The sequence below is a fragment of the Roseovarius azorensis genome, from assembly GCF_900109455.1.
GTDB classification, from domain to species: domain Bacteria; phylum Pseudomonadota; class Alphaproteobacteria; order Rhodobacterales; family Rhodobacteraceae; genus Roseovarius; species Roseovarius azorensis.
In genome coordinates this window covers 200,026-219,337 of the sequence record NZ_FOAG01000002.1, presented here as the reverse complement: position 1 = coordinate 219,337, position 19,312 = coordinate 200,026, and the positions used below count along the sequence as shown (strand labels likewise).

The window sequence follows — 19,312 nt, the reverse complement described above, 5'->3', positions numbered from 1 at the left end:
TCCCTCCTGCGTGTCTTGCTCAGAACGCCTCGGCCTCCAGCGCCATTACCGGCTCTGCCCCGCTCTGGATGCGGGCGAGGTGCAGCGCGGTCGCGGGCAGGCGGCGTTTCATGTAGAAGCGTCCCGTCGCCAGCTTGGTCTTGTAGAAGGCCTCGTCAGACGTGCCGGCCGCCAGCGCCGCATGCGCCGCCCTGGCCATCCGGGCCCACATCAGCCCCAGACAGACATGGCCGAAAAGGTGCATGAAGTCATAAGAGCCCGCAAGCGCGGCGTTTGGGTTCTTCATGCCGTTCTGCATGAAGAACATGCCCGCAGCCTGAAGGTCTTTTGAAGCGGCCTTGAGCGGGTCCAGGAAATCGACCTTGAGCGCTTCGTTGCCCTCGTTCTCCTTGAGGAAGGTCTTGACCAGATCGAAGAAGGCCATGACATGCTTGCCGCCATCCTGCGCCAGCTTGCGGCCCACCAGATCGAGCGCCTGAACGCCGTTGGCACCTTCGTAGATCATCGCGATGCGGGCGTCGCGGGTGAATTGCGACATGCCCCATTCCTCGATATAGCCATGCCCGCCATAGACCTGCTGCGCGCGCACGGTCATGTCGTAACCCTCATCGGTGAGAAAGCCCTTGATGACGGGTGTCATCAGAGAAATCAGCCCCTCGGCGGCCTCGTCGCCGCCGCGGTGCGAACGGTCGATCAGTTCCGCGCCCCAGAGCATGAAGGCGCGCGCGCCCTCGATGAAGCTCTTTTGATCCATCAGCGAGCGGCGGATGTCGGGATGCACGATCAGCGGATCTGCGGGGCCATTGGGGTTTTTAGCGCCGGTCACGTCGCGGCCCTGAAGCCGGTCCTTGGCATAGGCGAGCGCGTTCTGATAGGCGACCTCGGCCTGTGCCAGACCCTGCATGCCGACGCCGATGCGCGCTTCGTTCATCATTGTGAACATGGCGCGCATGCCCTTGTGTTCCTCGCCCAAGAGCCAGCCGGTGGCGCCGTCATAGTTCATCACACAGGTCGAGTTGCCGTGAATCCCCATCTTTTCCTCGATCTTGCCGCAGGTCACGCCGTTTCGGTCGCCCAGACTGCCGTCGTCGTTGACAAGAAACTTCGGCACAATGAAGAGCGAGACGCCCTTGATGCCCTCAGGCCCGCCGGGGATCCTGGCCAATACAAGATGGATGATGTTCTCGGCCATGTCATGTTCGCCCGCCGAGATAAAGATCTTCTGCCCGGTGATCCTGTAGCTGCTGTCGCCCTGCGGTTCGGCCTTGGTGCGCATCAGCCCCAGATCGGTGCCGCAATGCGGCTCGGTCAGGTTCATCGTGCCGGTCCAGTCGCAATTGGCCATCTTCGGCAGATAGGTTTGCTTTTGCTCTTCGGTGCCGTGCACGAGGATCGCCGAGGCCGCGCCATGGGTCAGACCCTGATACATGGTGAACGCCTGATTGGCGCCCGAGAACATCTCGCCCACCGCCGTGCCGAGGATATAGGGCATGTTCTGCCCGCCGAATTCCTCGGGCAGGTCGAGCGCGGTCCAGCCGCCCATCCGCACCTGATCGAAGGCCGCCTTGAAACCCCTGGGCGTGCGCACCACACCGTTTTCCAGATGACAACCCTCGGAATCGCCCACCGGGTTGAGCGGCGACAGCACCTCTGACGCGAGCTTGCCCGCCTCTTCCAGAACGGCCCTGGTGAAATCGGACTCCAACTCGGCATAGCCAGGGGTGTCCGAGGCCGATACGTTCAGAACCTCATGCAGAATGAATTGCATGTCGCGGGTCGGGGCGGTGTAGACAGGCATATATCTCTCCCTGAAATCAATTGTCGCGCCGGATCATTCGGCTGCGTTCCGGCTGGTCCTGAGCGAGGCCAGCATGCGCTCGCCCCATATCATCTGTTCGCGCAACTCCTTGATTGCGGCATCGAGTTCGTCACGCTGCCTTTCCATGTCGGCCAGGCGTTCCTGCGCCACCTCGTAGGCACGGGACATCTGGGTGAATTGCTGGTCGCCCTTGTCGTAGAGGTCGAGCAGCTGGCGCAGTTCTTCAAGGCTGAAGCCAAAGCGCTTGCCCCGCAGGATGAGCTTGAGGCGGGCCCGGTCGCGCCGGGTAAAGAGCCGCCGCTGCCCGATTCGCCGGGGCGAGAGCAGTTCCTTGGCCTCGTAGAACCGCAAGGTGCGGGGGGTTACGTCGAATGCCTCGCACATCTGGCGGATTGTCATTGTATCGTCGGTCATCGGTTTGCCCTTTGTCGCAGGTTTTGCGGACAATCTGCGGATCATGACGTTTGGTTACAACAATCGGATTGCTTTACGTAACTGCTACGTCACGTCACTTTCAGGTTGACGTAAGATCAGGCAAGGTCAGTGGGGGCTGCGGACAACTTTGTTTCCCCGGCGGGCAGACGATCAGTCGAGACCGGCCTCGGTCTCGTCGCGCAGCTGTTTCAGTTCGGCCATTGCCTGATCCAGCTGCGCGCGCTGCTCTGCCAGTTCCTCAAGCTGCCGGTCGGCAAGTGCGATCCAGCTGCGCATCTGCGCGTCGGTGCCCTCGTTTTCATAGATCAGCAGCCACTGGCGGATTTCCTCGAGCGCGAAACCGAATTTCCGGCCGCGCAAAATCAGGGTCATGCGGGCACGCTCGCGCGGGCCATAGTAACGCGCGCGGCCCTCGCGCTCGGGCTGGAGCAGTTCGATGTATTCGTAATAGCGGAGCGTACGCGGCGTGACATCGTATGCCGCGCACATTTCCTTGAAGGACAGTCGTTTTTCCGTCATGGGCGCGCCCCCTTCGGTTCAGAGGTTAGGAGCAAGCCGGAAAGAGCGCAACTGCCGCTCTTGCAGGTCCGGTAAAATCCGGCTCATAAAGGGCAGGAGGTGACCTGCGGGGACAAGGATGAGCGACCAGAAGAGCAAGATCGCCAAGCAGTTCATGGAGGCGATTCCGCATTCCCGCGCGCTTGGCATGCGGCTTACGCATGTGAGCGAGGGCAGGGCGGATATCGAGATGGATTATGACGCCCGGTTCATTGGTGATCCCGAGACGGGGGTGATTCATGGCGGGGCGATCTCGGCCCTGATGGACACCTGCTGCGGGGCGGCGGCGATGAGCCATCCGGCCTCGCCCGGCGGGACGGCGACAATCGACCTGCGTATCGACTACATGCGCCCGGCGACGCCGGGGCAGATGATTCGCGCGCATGCGGAATGCTATCACATCACCCGGTCCGTGGCCTTTGTGCGGGCGCGGGCGACCGATGACGACGACACGCTGCCGGTGGCGACCGCGACCGGCACCTTCACCGTGGAGGGCAAGTGATGGCGCGGCCCCGTCCCGAACCCGTACAGGTGATCAAGCAGCGGCGCGACGCGGCGCTCAATGCGCTGGTGCAGGGTGTGCCCTATATCCGTTTTCTGGGGGTCGCGTTCGACCGGCGCGGCGATGAGCTGACCGCGATCATGCCTTATGACGACAAGCTGATTGGCAATCCACTGCTGCCTGCGCTGCATGGCGGCGCGACGGCGGCGTTTCTCGAGATCACGGCGATCATCGGCCTCAGTTGGGGGATGCTCTGGGAAGAGATCGAAAGCGGCGCGTTCGATCCCGAGGCGATTGTCGGCGGCGCCCTGCCGCGCCTGCCGAAAACCATTGATTTCACCGTGGATTACCTGCGTTCCGGCCTACCGCGCGATGCCTATGCGCGGGCGCAGGTCAACCGATCCGGCCGCCGCTACGCCAGCGTGCATGTCGAGGCCTGGCAGGACAATCGCGGGCGGCCCTTTGCACAGGCGACGGGGCATTTCCTGATGCCGCGCCGGGATGGCTGAGGCGGTCCGGTCGATCACGCATGGCAGGGTTCTGAAAATAGCGCTGCCCATCGTGATCTCGAACGCCACGGTGCCGATCCTGGGCGCTGTGGATACCGGGGTTGTCGGACAGCTGGGTCTTGCCGCGCCGATCGGTGCGGTGGGGATCGGTGCGGTGATCCTGACCGGAATCTACTGGATCTTCGGCTTTCTGCGGATGGGCACGACCGGGCTGACCAGTCAGGCGCATGGGGCCGGGCAGGTGGGCGAGGTGGCGGCCCTGCTCACGCGCGCGCTGATGATCGGGTTTGCCGGGGGGCTGGTCATCATCATCCTGCAGGCTCCGGTTTTCTGGGCCGCCTTTCAGCTTGCCCCGGCCAGCGACGAGGTCGAGACGCTTGCCCGGCAGTATATGGCCATCCGGGTGTGGAGCGCGCCGGCGATGATCGCGCTTTTCGGCATGACCGGCTGGCTGATCGCGCAGGAGCGCACGCGCGCGGTGCTGGCCATTCAGGTGTTGATGAACGGTATCAACATCCTGCTGGACCTGTGGTTCGTGCTGGGGCTGGACTGGGGCGTGGCGGGGGTTGCGCGGGCGACGGTTCTGGCGGAATGGGGCGGTCTGGCGCTGGGTTTCTGGTTCTGCCGGGATGCCTTTGGGGTTCCTGCATGGCGGGACTGGCCACGGGTGTTCGATCCGGAGCGGCTTAGAAACATGGCCTCGGTCAATACCGATATTCTGCTCAGATCATTGATGCTGGAGGGCATTGTCATCTCGTTCCTGTTTCTGGGCAGCGATTTCGGCGATGTGACCCTGGCGGCCAATCAGGTGCTGTTGCAGTTCCTGCACATCACTGCGCATGCGCTCGACGGTTTTGCCTTTGCCGCCGAGGCGCTGGTTGGGCAGGCGGTGGGGGCAAGGAACCGCGCGGCCCTGCGGCAGGGCGCGTTGCGGACGAGCCAGTGGGGACTTGGCATCATCGTGCTGCTGGCGGTGGCATTCGCGCTCTGGGGTGGGGCATTGATCGACCTCATGGCCAAAGCGCATGAGGTTCAACAAGAGGCGCGCGTCTATCTGATCTACATGGTTTTCGCGCCCATCCTTGGGCTGGCAGCATGGATGTTCGACGGCATCTTCATCGGCGCCACACGCACACGGGACATGCGCAACATGATGGCGGTCAGCCTTGTGATCTATGTGATTTCGGTGATCGCTCTGGTGCCGTTGATCGGCAATCACGGGCTGTGGGTGGCGCTGCTGATCAGCTATGTAGCGCGCGGCATGACGCTGGCCCTGCGCTATCCCGCGCTGGAGCGGGCGACGGTGCGATAGGCGTCCCGCAGGGATGCCGCGCAGGTCAGTCGCGGCTTCGGAGACGGGAATTCTGCACGGCGTAAACCGCAAGGAGCGGCAGGCCAACGGTGATCAGCGTCACCAGGATCAGCAGGATCCCGAGATCGGTGTAATCGGCGGGCGTGGTGATCTGACCGCTGGCGGGATCGGTCACCTCGCGGGTGATGACAAGGATCTCGTTGAGATACCTGGTAAAGAGCGAACTGGCCGACAGCGCCAGGTTTGTAAACGAAGCCATGACGGCAAAGAACGTGGCCTTGAGATTGCCGGGCGCATTGCGCGCGATCCAGGCCAGCATCGGGATCATCGCGATCTGCCCGAGAGGCGATTCGAGCGCCGTATCCATGATCGCGATGAAGCGTGCATCGACCACGCCCCCGGTCAGCGGCGCGGTTACATCCTGAATTCCGTAATACAGCCCGATATTCGGCAGCGACAGCACAGCCCCCGCCACCGTCAGGATCACGATGATAAAGACGATCGTGTGATTGGCGATGAGCGGGCGCAGGATCATCATGCCGACAAGCGTCAGCACCGAGGCGATGAGCGAGAGCACCGAGAGGAATTGCTGGTCAAACCCCAGAACGTCAATGGAAAACCAGGTATAGCCATCCCCTACCCGTGGCGTGGCGCGAAAGATGAAGATGATGATTGCGGTGCCGATCAGGGCGCGGGCCTGCGCCGGGTCAAGCACCGACAGCAATTGACGCATGAGCAGCAGCACGATCAGCATGGACCCGGCAAAGATCATCTCTTGCCCGAAGGCGATATTGCTGAGGCCGATGGTGAGCGAGAGCGCGACAAACCCCGCCCCGCCGATGAAATACCATGGGTTCGGTGTGGTCTTCTCGTCCGGGCGTTCAAACAGGGTGTTGGCCTCGGCCGCCGACAGGCCGCGCGTCAGCAGGCCAAGGCGCAGGCGGTATTTCTGCACGGCGGCAAGAACCACGCCCGAAACCGAAACGAGAGGGATCAGAAGCGCGGTGAGATAGATCGTGGCGTAGGTCGCGCGCTTGGCCTCTGCGTCGAGAGCCTCGATCCCCGAAAACATGTAGATGTTGAGCATCGCCACCGCTACGGTGCCGGAGATCAATGCAAAGCGGCCAAGGGTCTGCATGGTGGTGTGCATGGCGCGGGACTGTTCGGGCGGGATCGCTCGGCCCGCTTCGTCAAAGCGCGGGACCGCCTCGACTGACATTGCGTCGGCCACGGCATCCTGGATCACAAGGCCGGAGGGCGCGAGCAGGTAGGAGGTGATGTACCACGCGCTCATCGGCATGATCGCGGTCATCATTTCGGTCTGCGTCAGAAGCAGATACATGATAAACACCGACAGGCCGATCAGCCCCGCCCCAAGGTAGACCAACAGCCATTTCCAGCGCCAGACGATATCGACCAGGTGCCCCAGCGGCATCTTGAGCGCCCAGGGCAACCCGGCCCAGAAGGCGAGACCGGCGAGAAAGGCGGCGGAAAGATCGAGGTATTCCTTTACGAAGAACGTGCCGACGATCATCGTCAGGCCCGAGAAACCGGCGGCGAAATAGACCATCAGCGGCGGCAGGAAGGTCCAGCGCATTTGCCGCCCGAGATCGAACACAACCGCGTCGAACCAGGTGGCGAAGAGTTTTGCCGGGGTCATCGGGGTATGCATTCTAGGGCGTGGCGGTTCCCGGCCAGCGGGCCGGTGTGTCGATCAGGGCGCGGGCGGCCAGTTCGAGAGTGGTTTCAGGCAGGATCACCAGCATCTTGGGCGCGGTGAGCGACAGGGATATCGGCCCGAGCGCCGCGTTCGAGGTGCCGCTGCGCCCGTCGGGAGCAAAGTTCACCCCGCCTATCGGCCATCTCAGCCCATCCGAGATACCCTCGACCGCGCCCATGGGAAAGAGCGAGACGGGACAGCCGGACTCCAGCGGCAGGCTGAGCGAGGGCGGGCAGAGAAACACCAGTTCTTCGCGCCCCAGAAGGATGCAGCGCTGCCAGGGGTGGCGTATGAGGCTGTTGCAGGCCGCCAGCTGGTGATCGAGCCGGTCGCCCGAAAAGCCCACACCGATGATCAGGGGGGCCGAGACATTTGCAAGGCATTTGTCGAAGTCGGTCGTGTCCTGATCGGACATCGGATGCTGGGCCGAGTAGGGGATGCGCGCCCGCGCGTGATCTGATATGCTGTCGAAGTCACCGATCACCGCGCCGGGCATGGTATCATGCGCCAGCGCGGCATCGGCACCGCCATCTGCGGCGATAATCACGGGGGCGAGTCTGCGAGCGCGTTCGAGGGCCGCGGGGCAGACTGTGGCACCACCAATCAGGGTGACTGGTTCCGTTTCGCGAACAATCATGATCCCCCGCCTCTTATCGTTGCCTTAACCAAGTAGATGTCACATTCTAACCATGAAATGATACGGTAAAATTCCAAGAATCGGGCCTCTTTCGACGTGGGTGTCATGGTAAACCCAGTTGTTGCAGATTGGCAAAGCGAGCATTGAATATGGTTGGTTCAAGTAAGATCCTGACGGTCTCATACGGTACGTTTTCATGTACGCTGGAAGGGTTTGATGATTCTTTCGAGACGATGAAGGCAATTGCGGAATACTTCCGCGATCTGGCCGCGGATGACCGCTATTTCGGAGCCGAACCGCCAACCCCCGACGCCGACATGCTGGCCCGGATCGCCGAGCGAGAGATCTCCCGGCGCGTTCAGGCGCATGAAGAGCATGGCCGGATTGTCCTGCGCGCGGAAACAACACAGGCGCTGATGAACGCCGCGCAGGCCGCCACCGAGACCAGGCAGGCAGAGCAGTCCCCCGAGGCCGGACCCGATGAACCCGACGAGACGGAGCGGGAAGCGGCGGCGGAGGCTGCGGCCGCACCCGCCAAGCCCGCTGAGTCCCCGGCAGAACCCGAGTTGCATGAAACTGCTGCAGAAGCCGAGAATGAGCCGGTTGAGACGGCATCGGACGAGGGAGAGAGCGACGCGGAATCCGAGATGGAGGGCACGCCGGAGCCAATAGCGGTTGTGGCCGAGGATGAGGCCCCGGAACCGATCACGGAAGACGAAGCTGACACGGCGGAGGCTGATGCGCAGGACGCGGCAGAGGACCATCCGGACCTGGTCGACGACAGCGACAGCATCGCCGCCAAGCTGAGTCTTATCCGCTCGGTCGCGCCAGAAAGCGCGCAGGACGAGACCGAGGAATATTCCGAGGACGAACATGCGCAGGATTTCCTCGACAGTGCGGCCGACGATCTGGATGCGGCGCTGGCCGCGGATGATCTGGCCGAGCGGTTTCGTGCCGATGCGGATCTGGAGGATGAGGCGCAAGAGGCTGATATCTCTGAGGATTATACCTCCGCTGCCGCAGCGCCCCCAGAACGTGACGATTTCGAGGATTCGCTGGCCGAGCTGTTGGCGGACGCCATGCCCGACACCGGGGCGGACGAGGCTATGACCGCCGTCGAGGAAAACGAGTTTGAGGCCAGACTGGCGAGCGAGTTGTTCGATGAGGACGAGACCGAGACAACGAATGCGCTCCGCAATCTCTTCAGCACTGGTCAGGCCGGGCTTGAGCCCGAGGATGAAGATGCGCTGCAGCGCGAACTGGCCGAGATTGAGGCTGATCTGAAGTCGGAATTGGACGATCTTTCCGAAGATGATGCCGATTTCGAAGAAGAGACGGATGCGGACGAACTGGTCAAGGATATAGACAACACTGAGGCAGCGGAGGCTGAAATATCTTCTCCGGATCGGCAAAAGTTCGGGCAGTCCGAAGAGTCCGGGGATCTGATGCGGTTTTTTGATGAGGCTGACACGCAGCTGGAGGCACCTGCCTCGAGCTTGCGGCGCAACGCGATTCAGCATCTGCGGGCGGCAGTGGCGGCGACACGGGCCGAACACAAGGCCGGCTCCGAATTGCGCCGCGATGTGGACGACAAACCCTATCGCAGCGATCTTGCCAATGTGGTGCGTCCGCGCCGACCGCAGGTGTCGTCAGACGGCGAACGCAGCATGCGACCCGAAGAGGCACGCCCTGCGCCACTCAAGCTGGTTGCGGAACAGCGTATCGACACCCCCCGCGAGCCGATCCGGCCCCGGCGCGTCGCAGGATCGGGAATGCGCGGCGATGTAGAAAGCGTGCAGATCGACAGCGGCTTTTCGGCCTTTGCCGAGGAGGTGGGAGCCGCGCGCCTGCCCGACCTGCTGGAAGCGGCCGCCGCCTATCTCGCGGATGTGGAAGGACGCCCGCAATTTTCGCGTCCGATGCTGATGGGCAAACTCAGGGAAGTCGAGGCGGAATCGTATTCGCGCGAGGATGGGCTGCGTTCGTTCGGACAACTGTTGCGCGAAGGCAAGCTGCAAAAGCTATCGGGCGGGCGGTTTTCCGTGACCGAGCTGACCGAATTCCGCGGGCAGGGCAAGCGGCAGGCGGGCTGAGTGGATCCCTGGCAGTAAAAGAAAGCCCCCGGTCAGGGACCGGGGGGCGGAGTAAACACGCCGATAGAATCGCGCCCGATCCCCTATCGGACTCTGGAGCGTTCAGCGACGCCTCTCCGGTGATTCCCTGTCCCGACCCTTGGTGCCTGACCGCCATGACATGTCATGTATTACATGTCATCCGGAAGTGGTCATAATCCTCCATCGCCTTCGACATAGAAGCTGGCGCGCCAGAACTCCGCCGCCTGTTTCCTGCCTGGTACCCTCTCGGGTTCCGGAGCGTTCGGCGACTCCTGCCCGGAGTTTTTCGGCCTTGCCCTTTGTCGGCAGTCTGGCGCACGGTTCTTTCGTTGCGGGAGCGATGATTGCCTCCCGCCTGGCGAGGGCGGGTCAGGATCGGGCGGGCACTGGCGAGAGGGGCGGGCGCATGCGGGTGATCGCGCTGAGCGGGATATGTCTGGCGCTGATGGCGGGGACGCTCTGGGCGCATGCGTCCGAGCAGGGCTTTGTGCTGTTGTTGCCGACGGATGTATATATCGCTGCCGGGGGCGTCACGGTGGCGCTGACGGTGGTCTTGCTGGCGGTTCTGCCCGGCGGCTTGGCGGAGGCGCTGTTCCGCCCCGCGCCGGTGCCATGGATGCGCCCGAGGGTGCGGCATGCGGCAAGCGTTCTGGCGGCGCTGCTGCTGGGCTGGCTGGTCTGGCGCGGGCTGGCGGGCACGCGCGATCCGCTGGTCAACCCCTTGCCCCTGGTGATCTGGGTGGTGTTCTGGATCGGGCTGGTCAGCGCGCAGGGGCTCTGGGGCGATCTCTGGCGCGGGATCAACCCATGGACCGGGCCTGCCGCGATAATGCGTCGGATCACGGGATGGCGCGCACCGTTGCGGTATCCGCGCAGGGCAGGCCACTGGTCGGGGGTTTTGGGGCTGTTGGGATTCGCCGGGTTTTTGCTGGCCGATCCCGCCCCTGCCGATCCGGGGCGACTGGCAATGGCGGTCGGGCTTTACTGGTGTGCGATGCTGGTCGGGCTGCTGGCGTTCGGCCCCGCCTGGCTGTTGCGCGCCGAAGCTGTGACGGTGCTGATGCGCGCCTATGCCCGGATGGGCATCGCCGGGCGCGCGGGCGGCAGGCTGGCGCTGGGGCTGCCCGGTTGGCAGGTGCTGGCGGCGCCAAAGGCGGGTGCCGGGCTGGCGGTGTTCATTCTCGTGATGCTGGGCAGCGGCAGCTTTGACGGACTCAACGAGACCTTCTGGTGGCTGGGCGTGCTGGGGCTCAACCCGCTGGAATTTCCCGGACGCTCGGCGGTTGTGCTGCCCAATCTGCTGGGCCTCATGGCCGCTAATGCAGCCCTGGTCGCCGCCTTTGCTGCGTGCCTGTGGCTGGGCGAGCGGATCGCCGGTGGGCAGGCATCGCTGCGCGCGCTGTTCTGTTTTTATGCACCTACCATCCTGCCGATCGCGCTGGCCTATCACATCGCGCATTACCTAACGGCGTTTCTGGTGGACGGGCAATATGTGCTCGCGGCGCTGAGCAATGCGCTGGGACTGGGGCATGTGCATGTTACCACAGGGTTTCTCAACACGCCCGGCCCGGTGCGGCTGATCTGGCTGGGGCAGGCCGGTGTGGTGGTGGCGGGGCATGTCATCGCGATCCTTCTGGCGCATGCGCTGGCGATGCGCACGGGGCGTGGTGCCCGGCGGGCGGTGCTGGGACAGGCACCGCTTGCGGCTTTCATGATCGCCTATACGGTGTTCGGTCTGTGGCTTCTGGCCGCGCCGCGCGGGGCATGAGGCGCAAAATGCTGGACAAGGCATCGGGGCTTGCGCAGACTGCGCGCACCCGGCACGCTGAGACCGTGGTGCAACGATCTGTTGGAGGATGTCCCGATGATCACCCCGAAATCCGGCCTCAAGGGCACAACCCGGCGCGCTGCGCTGAAAACGCTGGCGGGCGCTGCCGCAGGGGCGAGCCTGCCGCTCTGGGCGCGCTATACCCATGCGCAGACCGCAGCACCGATCAAGGTTGGCTTTCAGGTGCATCGTACCGGTATCGGCGCGGCCTATGGGCGCTGGTATGATCGCACCACGCAGGCGGCGGTAAAGCTGATCAACGAGGGTGGCGGCATCAATGGCCGGATGGTCGAGATTGTGGCCGAGGATGACGGCACTGATCCCAAGCGCGGCGCCGAGGTGGTCGAGAAATTCGCCAACCAGCATGGCTGTGACATCGGGTTCGGTACACTTTTCAGCCATGTGGTAATCGGTTCTGCCCCGCGCGCGGGCGAACTGAAACTGCCCTATTTCGTGGTCTCCGAGGGACATCACGTGGCGAGCGGAAAGCTCAACCGCTACACTTTGCAGCCGGGCATCACCGACGTGAAGAGTCAGGTTCAGGCAATGGCCCCCTATGTAGCGCAGAACCTGGGCAGGAAGGTCACGATGGTGTTCCCGGATTTTGCATTCGGTCACGATCACCGGGATTTCTTTACCGCGGCGATCGAGGCGCAGGGCGGCGAGGTTCTGGAACATATCGCCATCCCGCCGGCGGAAACCTCATTCACCAAGTATTTCCCCAAGATCCCGCGCGACACAGAGGTGCTTTATCACGTGATGGTCGGACCCGCCGTTCTGACCTTTGTCAAGGAACTGGGAGAGTTCTTTGGCGGCCAGGGACCGGCGCTTTTTGGCTTTATCGATAGTCTGGAAGCGGTGGCGATCGACAGCCCTGGTCTTGAATTCCTGGAAAACAGCTATTTCTGGGAGGGCATGTGCCGCCACAGGCAACCCGACGAGAGCGCGGATGAGACCTTTTATCGCGAGGCGGTCGGCGTGGACGATCGCGGCGCATCGGTCAGCGACGCCAGGGATGTCTCGACCTACGCGCATATGTTCGGCTGTTGGGAAACGCTGCATGTGGTCAAGGCGGGGATGGAGGCTTCGGGCTATGCCGGTCCGCAGGACCGCGCCGCATTGATCGAGGCGGTGGAGGCGATGACCGACATGCCCGCGGGCCGCGACCATCCGCAGGGGGCCAAACGGTTCAACGGTAAAACGCATCAGGTCTTTGGACATCAATATATCAGTCAGGTGCAGGGCGGGCAGCTGGTGCGGGTGCACACGACCTCGATCGAGGACACGCTCTATCCCGACGAGGTGGATTACACGACGCAAGCCTTCTGAGATGCGGCGAAACGTTCTGCGGATTTTCTGGGCTCTGGCGCTTGCGGCTCTGGCGGGATGCGGTGCGCCCCCGCCAGAGCCCGAGGCCGAGGAGGTGACGCGGCTGGCGGCCGCAATCCGTGCTTTGGGGCCGGAGGTGGACCCCGAAGAGGCCAGCCGTGCGGCGCGTATCGCCTATGAGCATACGCACCGGCTGGCACTGGAGTATCAGATCACTGATCCGCCGATCATCCACAACACCAAGGTCAACATGGGTCTGAAACCGCGCGGCCTGTGCTGGCACTGGGCGCGGGACATGGAGGACCGGCTTAAGCAGGAAAGGTTCCAGACGCTCGATCTGCACCGCGCCGTGGCAAATGCCGAGAATATCTTTCGGCTGGAGCACAGCACGGCGATCGTCAGTCGCAAGGGCGATGATTTCGACGAGGGCATCGTGCTCGATCCCTGGCGCAAGGGCGGGCGCCTGACATGGGTGCCGGTGACCGACGATGCCATGTACAACTGGGAGCCGCGCAACGAGGTGGTGGCCCGCGCGCTGGAGCGCAGGCACGGGCAGATCGTGACCCTGACCGAGGATCATCGGATCCTGATGGGCGGGCTGGAGTTCGCCGCGCAATGAGAAGAGGCCGCTGAAATGGACCTCGGCCCCTACCTGGTGCTGGCGACGCTTGAGGGGGCGGTGACGGCGGCGGTGCTGGCGCTGACGGCTGTCGGCCTCAGCCTGGTGTTCGGCGTGATGCGGGTGGTCAATATCGCGCATGGCGAATTCTTCATGCTGGGCGCGGTGATCGCCTGGGCCATCGCGCAGGCGGTGGCGGGGTATCCGGCGGTGGGCTTTGCGCTGGCGCTGGTTGCCGCGCCGCTGATCGTGGGGGCGCTGGCGGTGGCCGCCGACATGACAATCCTCAAGCGGCTGGAATATGATCCCGAACGCACCATCGTGGCCACCATCGGCCTGCTCTATATCATCCAGCAACTGACGCTGATGGGATATGGCCCGGATGCGCGTCCGGTGACGCCGCCGTTCAACACCCGGCTGGCGATTCCGTGGTTCGAGAAGGGGGCCGATGGCTGGGCGCTGATCTGGCCCTGGGGGCTGGGCACGACATCCTACAAGCTGGCGGTGATCGGGGCGGCGGTGGTGATCCTCTGCGCGGTCTGGGCGCTGATGGCGCGCACCCGGATCGGGCTGGTGATGCGCGCGACACAGGCGGACCGCGAGATGGCGCTCGCGTTCGGCATTCCGGTCGAGCGGGTCTATGCGCTGGTCTTTGGCTTGGGCGCGGGGCTGGCGGCGCTGGCCGCGGTGCTGATCGTGCCGATTCAGCAGGCGCATTACCTGATGGGGGCGGATCCCCTGCTGCTCAGTTTCATCGTCGTCATCATCGGCGGGCTGGGCAGTTTGCCGGGCACGGTCGTGGCTGCCGTGCTGATCGGCCTCAGCGACGGCATCATCTCGGTCTTTTTCTCGCCGACGCTGGCCAAGATCCTGGCGACGCTGCTGGTCGGGCTGGTGCTGGTGTTCCGCCCGCAGGGCCTGTTCGGGGGGCGCGGGGCATGAGGGTCTACGGGCTGCATGCCGGGCTGATCGCCCTGCTGCTGGCGCTGCACTTCGTGCTGCCGGCCTATCACCACGGCAATCTGGCGCGGGTGATGGTGCTGGCCAGCTATGCGATGGGGTATAACCTGCTCTTCGGCTACACCGGGCTGCTGAGTCTTGGACATGCGCTGTTTTTTGCCGCCGGCATGTACGGGATGGGTCTGGGCGTCCAGCATCTGGGCCTTAGCCCCGCACCTGCACTGCTGGCGGGACTGGGGGCGGGGGCTGTGGTGTCGGCGGGGCTGGCGGCGCTGGCGCTGCGCACTGGCGGCGTGGCCTTCATGATCGTGACGTTGATGTTCGCGCAGGCGGGATATCTGACGGTTCTCTATTTCGGGGCCTACACGCGCGGCGACGAGGGATTCGTGATCCAGCAGGCGCAGCGCATGCTCTGGGGCATCGACCTGAGCGATCCGGGCAACCGCTATCTGGCCGCGCTGATCCTGTTTGGCTGCTGCCTCATGCTCAGCCTCTGGCTGGTGCGCGCGCCGTTTGGCCGGGTGCTGGTGGCGATCCGTGAGAACGAGGAGCGGGTACGCATGCTGGGCTATGACGTCTTTGCCCACAAGTTCGCGGCGATGGTGATTTCCGGCACGATGGCCGGTGCGGCGGGCGCGGCCTATGGCCTGTTGTTCGGCTATGCGGGGGCGACCTTCGCGAGCGTGCAGTATTCGATCTTTCCGCTTCTCTGGGTGCTTCTGGGCGGGGCGGGGACGGTTCTGGGGCCGTTCATCGGCACGCTGTTCATGTTCTACCTGATCGACCTCAGTTCCGGGATCACGACCGCCTACATGCTGATCGCGGGCGTGGCGCTGGTGCTGCTCACGCTCTTTGCGCCGCAGGGGCTAATGGGCGAGGTGCGGCGGCGCCTCTGGCGGGGGCTGCCGTGATGCTGTTGTCGACGCGGGGATTGTCCAAACAGTTTGCCGGGTTGCGCGCCGTCGAAGGGGTGGATTTCGACCTGCCCAAGGGGGAAATCCATGCGCTGATCGGCCCCAACGGGGCGGGCAAGACGACGCTTGTCGGCATGATCTCGGGCCGCATCGCACCCACGGCGGGGCGGGTTCTGTTCGACGGTCAGGACATCACCCGCCTGCCCGCGCACCGGCGGATGCGGCTTGGCATGGCCTATACGTTCCAGATCACCTCTGTCTTTGCCCGCCTCAGCGTTGCCGAAAACGTGGCACTCGCGGCGCGGCGGCGGGCGCATGGGGGGCAGGTGAATGCCGTGATCGACGAGGTGCTGGAGCGTGTCGGATTGCCGGACCGCAAGGATCAGGAGGCGGGTGATCTGGCCTATGGGCACCAGCGATTGCTGGAGATTGCAATGGGCATCGCGCAGCGTCCGCGCCTGCTCATTCTCGACGAGCCGACACAGGGCCTGGCCGAGGGCGAGATCGAGGGGTTCAAGATCCTTATCCGCGATCTGGCGCAGGAGGCGACGATCCTGCTGATCGAACACAACATGCACGTGGTCATGGAACTGGCGGGACGGATCACGGTGATGAATTTCGGTGCGGTTCTCGCCGAGGGAACGCCAGAGCAGATCCGCGCCAGCCGCGAGGTGCAGGCCGCCTATCTGGGGGGGACATCCGATGCTGCGGCTGGATAGGGTGAGCGCCGGATACGGGCGTGCGCAGGTGCTGCGCCATCTCTCGCTTGAGGTGGCGCCGGGCGAGATCCTCTGCCTCATGGGACGCAACGGCGCGGGCAAGACCACCTGCATGCAGGCGATCATGGGGCTCTTGCCGCTGATGTCGGGCAGGATCTGGCTGGATCAGACGGAATTGAGCGCGCTGCCCGCCCACCGGGTGCCGCGCGCGGGCGTGGGCTATATCCCGCAGGGGCGCAGGCTGTTTGCCGAGTTGACGGTGGCGCAGAATCTCGAAATCGGCCTGATGGCGCGGGACAGCGGCCCGGAGGTGCGCGAAGAGGTGCTGGACCTCTTTCCGCGCCTGCGCGAACGCTATCATCAGCGTGCGCAGACCCTGTCGGGCGGCGAGCAGCAGATGCTGGCTACGGCGCGGGCGCTGTGCCTGCGGCCCCGGGCGCTGTTGCTGGACGAGCCGGCAGAGGGGTTGCAGCCCTCGATGATCGCCGCGATCCGCGAGGTGATCGTCAGGATGCGCGACGATGGGGTCGCGGTCCTGCTGGTCGAGCAGCGGGTCGATTCGGTGCTCGAAGTGGCGGACCGCGTGGCGTTCATCGAGAACGGTCAGGGCGGCGCGGTGATGCCCGCCGAGGCCCTGCGCGCCAATCATGCGATCATCGACCGCTATGTGGGCGTGTAGGGTGTGAATCCTGCGGGCGGCAGAAGATTGGCCTGATGCGGAGGGTGAGGCAAATCCCCGCGCGAAACAGCGCCGAAGGGGTCGCGCAGCACTTTGGAGTGATACGGGGTTTGCGGCATAAAGCGGCAGTTCCCACCCGTCGGATCGCCAGTCCCCGGCCCGACGACCGCGCGGGTTATCACCGGGATGTCAGGTGTCTGCCTCAGGCCCCAGGCCATCTCAGCGCGTATACTTCACGAAAGGCGTGAGTTTGCCGATTCTGTCATAGAGCTGACGCGCGGTTGCGTTGAATTCCTGCGTCAGCCAGTAGACCGCGGGGCAGCCATCTGCATCGGCGTGGGCATAGACCGCCTCGATCAGCGCACGGCCTACGCCGCATCCACGCGCCTCGGGGGCTGCGTAAAGGTCTTGCAGATAGCCGACCTGCTCCACCCGCCAGTTGTGCGCATGGTAGATGTAATGCACAAGGCCCGCCGGGCGATCGTCCAACAGCGCAATCAACCCGTTCTGGTCCGGGTGATCGGGCGAGAGGAGCCGGGCAAAGGTGGTGTCGTAAATCGTCTCGGGCAGGGCGGTCTCATAGAACGCCAAGTAGGCGCGCCAGAGATCGCCCCATGCGGGGCGGTCGCCGGGCTGGATCGGGCGGATCGTGAGCGCTCCGGTCATTCGGCGGCGACTGCCTGTGGATCGGCGAGGGCGACGATGTCCATCATGATCGTGTTCAGCTCGAAATCCTTTGGCGTGTAGATCCGCGCAACACCCATTTCGCGCAGGCGGCGGGAGTCGTCCTCGGGGATGATGCCGCCGACGATCACCGGCACGTCACCCAGACCGGCGGCGCGCATGCGTTGCATCAGTTCCTCGACCAGCGGCATATGGCTGCCGGACAGGATCGAGAGCCCGACCACATGGGCGCCGTCCGCAACGGCGGCGCGCACGATCTCTTCGGGCGTCAGGCGGATGCCCGCATAGCCTATATCCATGCCGCAATCGCGGGCACGGAACGCGATCTGCTCGGCGCCGTTGGAATGACCGTCCAGCCCCGGCTTGCCCACAAGGAACTTGAGGCGGCGGCCAAGCCGGTCAGAGACCGCATCGACGGCGGCGCGGATATCGTCAAGACCCTCGGTCCTGTTCGAGGGGCTGACAGAGACACCCGTCGGCCCGCGATATTCCCCGAAGACAGCGCGCATCTGCGCGGCCCATTCGCCGGTGGTGACCCCGGCGCGGGCGCAGGCAATTGAGGGTTCCATTACATTGCGCCCCTCCGCGGCGGCGGCGCGCAGGGCAGCGAGGGCGGATCTGACGGCGGCATCGTCGCGGGCGTTGCGCCAGTCTTGCAGGCGTGCGATCTGATCGGCCTCGACCGCCGGATCGACGACCATGATGCCACCATCCTCGGTCTGCAGTGGCGACGGTTCGCCCTCCTGCCAGCGGTTGACGCCGACGACGATCGTTTCGTTGCGCTCGATCCGGTTCAGCCGTTCGGCGTTGCTCTCGACCAGACGGGATTTCATGTACTCGATGGCGGAAACCGCGCCTCCCATGCTGTCGAGATTGGCCAGCTCATGCCGCGCGCCGTTTTTCAGGGCCTCGACCTTGGCGTCCACGGCGGGGTTGCCGTCAAAGAGGTCATCGAATTCCAGAAGGTCGGTTTCATAGGCGAGGATCTGTTGCATGCGCATGGACCACTGCTGATCCCATGGGCGCGGCAGGCCAAGCGCCTCGTTCCATGCAGGCAGTTGCACGGCGCGGGCGCGAGCCTTTTTCGACAGGGTCACGGCCAGCATCTCGATCAGGATGCGGTAGACGTTGTTTTCCGGCTGCTGCTCGGTCAGGCCAAGGGAATTGACCTGCACACCATAACGGAAGCGGCGGTGTTTCGGATCGTCCACGCCGTAGCGGTCGCGCAGGATCTCGTCCCAGAGATCGACGAAGGCGCGCATCTTGCACATCTCGGTGACAAAGCGGATGCCCGCGTTGACGAAGAACGAAATCCGCCCCGCCAGCGCCGGGAAATCCTCTGCCGCGACGCGCGGTTTCAACTCGTCCAGAACGGCGGTGGCGGTGGCCAGTGCAAAGGCCAGTTCCTGTTCCGGCGTGGCGCCCGCCTCTTGCAGGTGGTAGGAACAGACGTTCATCGGGTTCCATTTCGGGACGTGCTTGTAGCAATATTCGGCCACGTCGCCGATCATCCTGAGGCTGGGTGCGGGTGGGCAGATATAGGTGCCCCGGCTGAGATATTCCTTGATCAGGTCGTTCTGGACCGTGCCTTGCAGGGCGGTCACATCCGCGCCCTGTTCCTCGGCCACGGCGATATAGAGCGCCAGAAGCCAGGGGGCGGTGGCGTTGATCGTCATCGAGGTGTTCATCTGATCCAGCGGGATCGCATCAAAGAGCGTGCGCATGTCGCCCAGATGGCAGACCGGCACGCCGACCTTGCCGACCTCGCCGCGCGCGAGCACATGATCGCTGTCGTATCCTGTCTGGGTAGGCAGGTCGAAGGCCACAGAGAGGCCGGTTTGCCCCTTGACGAGATTGGCGCGGTAGAGCGCGTTGGATTTCGCGGCGGTGGAATGGCCCGCATAGGTGCGGATCAACCAAGGCTTGTCTTTCTGCGGCTGCGACTGGGTGTCCGACATGAGCGGCCTCGTGAAT

Annotated in this window: 18 protein-coding genes; 11 read left to right on the top strand and 7 right to left on the bottom strand. The window is 64.1% G+C overall.

The window, feature by feature from the left end; genetic code table 11:
- Window positions 1-19: 19 nt before the first annotated feature.
- The 3 genes from BSG08_RS04335 to BSG08_RS04325 form a co-directional block, all read right to left on the bottom strand.
- Window positions 20-1,798, bottom strand: a complete 1,779-nt coding sequence (locus BSG08_RS04335; protein ID WP_093032619.1) for an acyl-CoA dehydrogenase C-terminal domain-containing protein — start codon at window positions 1,796-1,798, stop codon at window positions 20-22.
- Window positions 1,799-1,831: 33 nt separating this feature from the next.
- Window positions 1,832-2,233, bottom strand: a complete 402-nt coding sequence (locus BSG08_RS04330; RefSeq protein WP_093033301.1) for a MerR family transcriptional regulator — start codon at window positions 2,231-2,233, stop codon at window positions 1,832-1,834.
- Window positions 2,234-2,404: 171 nt separating this feature from the next.
- Window positions 2,405-2,773, bottom strand: a complete 369-nt coding sequence (locus tag BSG08_RS04325; RefSeq protein ID WP_093032617.1) for a MerR family transcriptional regulator — start codon at window positions 2,771-2,773, stop codon at window positions 2,405-2,407.
- A gap of 118 nt (window positions 2,774-2,891) precedes the next feature.
- Between BSG08_RS04325 and BSG08_RS04320 the strand changes: the two genes are divergently transcribed.
- Genes BSG08_RS04320 through BSG08_RS04310 form a run of 3 tightly spaced genes read left to right on the top strand, consistent with a single transcriptional unit; the run spans window position 2,892 to window position 5,135 of the window.
- Window positions 2,892-3,314, top strand: a complete 423-nt coding sequence (locus BSG08_RS04320) for a PaaI family thioesterase (protein ID WP_093032615.1) — start codon at window positions 2,892-2,894, stop codon at window positions 3,312-3,314.
- Window positions 3,314-3,823, top strand: coding sequence for a PaaI family thioesterase (locus BSG08_RS04315; protein WP_093032612.1), 510 nt, complete (start codon window positions 3,314-3,316; stop codon window positions 3,821-3,823). Before BSG08_RS04320 ends, BSG08_RS04315 begins: the two co-directional genes overlap by 1 nt.
- Entirely contained in the window at window positions 3,816-5,135 is a 1,320-nt protein-coding gene (locus BSG08_RS04310) for an MATE family efflux transporter (protein ID WP_093032609.1), read from the top strand. The genes BSG08_RS04315 and BSG08_RS04310 overlap by 8 nt, the downstream gene beginning before the upstream one ends.
- A 25-nt stretch (window positions 5,136-5,160) precedes the next feature.
- On the opposite strand, the gene BSG08_RS04305 is transcribed toward BSG08_RS04310, so the two are convergent.
- Both BSG08_RS04305 and BSG08_RS04300 read right to left on the bottom strand, forming a co-directional pair.
- Complete coding sequence (locus tag BSG08_RS04305) at window positions 5,161-6,795, bottom strand: MFS transporter (protein ID WP_093033298.1); 1,635 nt, start codon at window positions 6,793-6,795, stop codon at window positions 5,161-5,163.
- A gap of 13 nt (window positions 6,796-6,808) precedes the next feature.
- On the bottom strand, window positions 6,809-7,492 hold the full coding sequence (locus BSG08_RS04300) for a thiamine diphosphokinase (RefSeq protein ID WP_093032606.1): 684 nt from the start codon (window positions 7,490-7,492) through the stop codon (window positions 6,809-6,811).
- A gap of 233 nt (window positions 7,493-7,725) precedes the next feature.
- Between BSG08_RS04300 and BSG08_RS04295 the strand changes: the two genes are divergently transcribed.
- The 8 genes from BSG08_RS04295 (at window position 7,726) to BSG08_RS04260 (ending at window position 16,654) form a co-directional block, all read left to right on the top strand.
- Window positions 7,726-9,585, top strand: coding sequence for an MSCRAMM family adhesin (locus BSG08_RS04295; RefSeq protein WP_093032600.1), 1,860 nt, complete (start codon window positions 7,726-7,728; stop codon window positions 9,583-9,585).
- 361 nt (window positions 9,586-9,946) lie between these two features.
- Complete coding sequence (locus tag BSG08_RS04290) at window positions 9,947-11,374, top strand: hypothetical protein (RefSeq protein WP_245770590.1); 1,428 nt, start codon at window positions 9,947-9,949, stop codon at window positions 11,372-11,374.
- Window positions 11,375-11,470: 96 nt separating this feature from the next.
- Window positions 11,471-12,763: an ABC transporter substrate-binding protein gene (locus BSG08_RS04285; RefSeq protein ID WP_093032596.1), complete on the top strand. Its 1,293-nt coding sequence runs from the start codon at window positions 11,471-11,473 to the stop codon at window positions 12,761-12,763.
- A gap of 1 nt (window position 12,764) precedes the next feature.
- On the top strand, window positions 12,765-13,382 hold the full coding sequence (locus tag BSG08_RS04280; protein WP_093032594.1) for a hypothetical protein: 618 nt from the start codon (window positions 12,765-12,767) through the stop codon (window positions 13,380-13,382).
- 15 nt (window positions 13,383-13,397) lie between these two features.
- Window positions 13,398-14,324: a branched-chain amino acid ABC transporter permease gene (locus BSG08_RS04275; RefSeq protein ID WP_093032592.1), complete on the top strand. Its 927-nt coding sequence runs from the start codon at window positions 13,398-13,400 to the stop codon at window positions 14,322-14,324.
- Window positions 14,321-15,253 (top strand): branched-chain amino acid ABC transporter permease, encoded by a 933-nt coding sequence (locus BSG08_RS04270; protein WP_093032589.1) that lies wholly within the window; start codon window positions 14,321-14,323, stop codon window positions 15,251-15,253. Before BSG08_RS04275 ends, BSG08_RS04270 begins: the two co-directional genes overlap by 4 nt.
- Window positions 15,250-15,975, top strand: a complete 726-nt coding sequence (locus tag BSG08_RS04265) for an ABC transporter ATP-binding protein (RefSeq protein ID WP_245770589.1) — start codon at window positions 15,250-15,252, stop codon at window positions 15,973-15,975. The genes BSG08_RS04270 and BSG08_RS04265 overlap by 4 nt, the downstream gene beginning before the upstream one ends.
- On the top strand, window positions 15,959-16,654 hold the full coding sequence (locus tag BSG08_RS04260; RefSeq protein ID WP_093032584.1) for an ABC transporter ATP-binding protein: 696 nt from the start codon (window positions 15,959-15,961) through the stop codon (window positions 16,652-16,654). Before BSG08_RS04265 ends, BSG08_RS04260 begins: the two co-directional genes overlap by 17 nt.
- 219 nt (window positions 16,655-16,873) lie before the next feature.
- Here BSG08_RS04260 and BSG08_RS04255 read toward each other — a convergent pair whose 3' ends face one another.
- Together BSG08_RS04255 and BSG08_RS04250 are read right to left on the bottom strand one after the other, a co-directional pair.
- The gene (locus BSG08_RS04255; protein ID WP_093032576.1) at window positions 16,874-17,320 is read right to left on the bottom strand and encodes a GNAT family N-acetyltransferase; all 447 of its coding nucleotides are present in this window, start codon (window positions 17,318-17,320) and stop codon (window positions 16,874-16,876) included.
- Window positions 17,317-19,296, bottom strand: a complete 1,980-nt coding sequence (locus BSG08_RS04250; protein ID WP_093032575.1) for a protein meaA — start codon at window positions 19,294-19,296, stop codon at window positions 17,317-17,319. The genes BSG08_RS04255 and BSG08_RS04250 overlap by 4 nt, the downstream gene beginning before the upstream one ends.
- Window positions 19,297-19,312 lie beyond the last annotated feature (16 nt).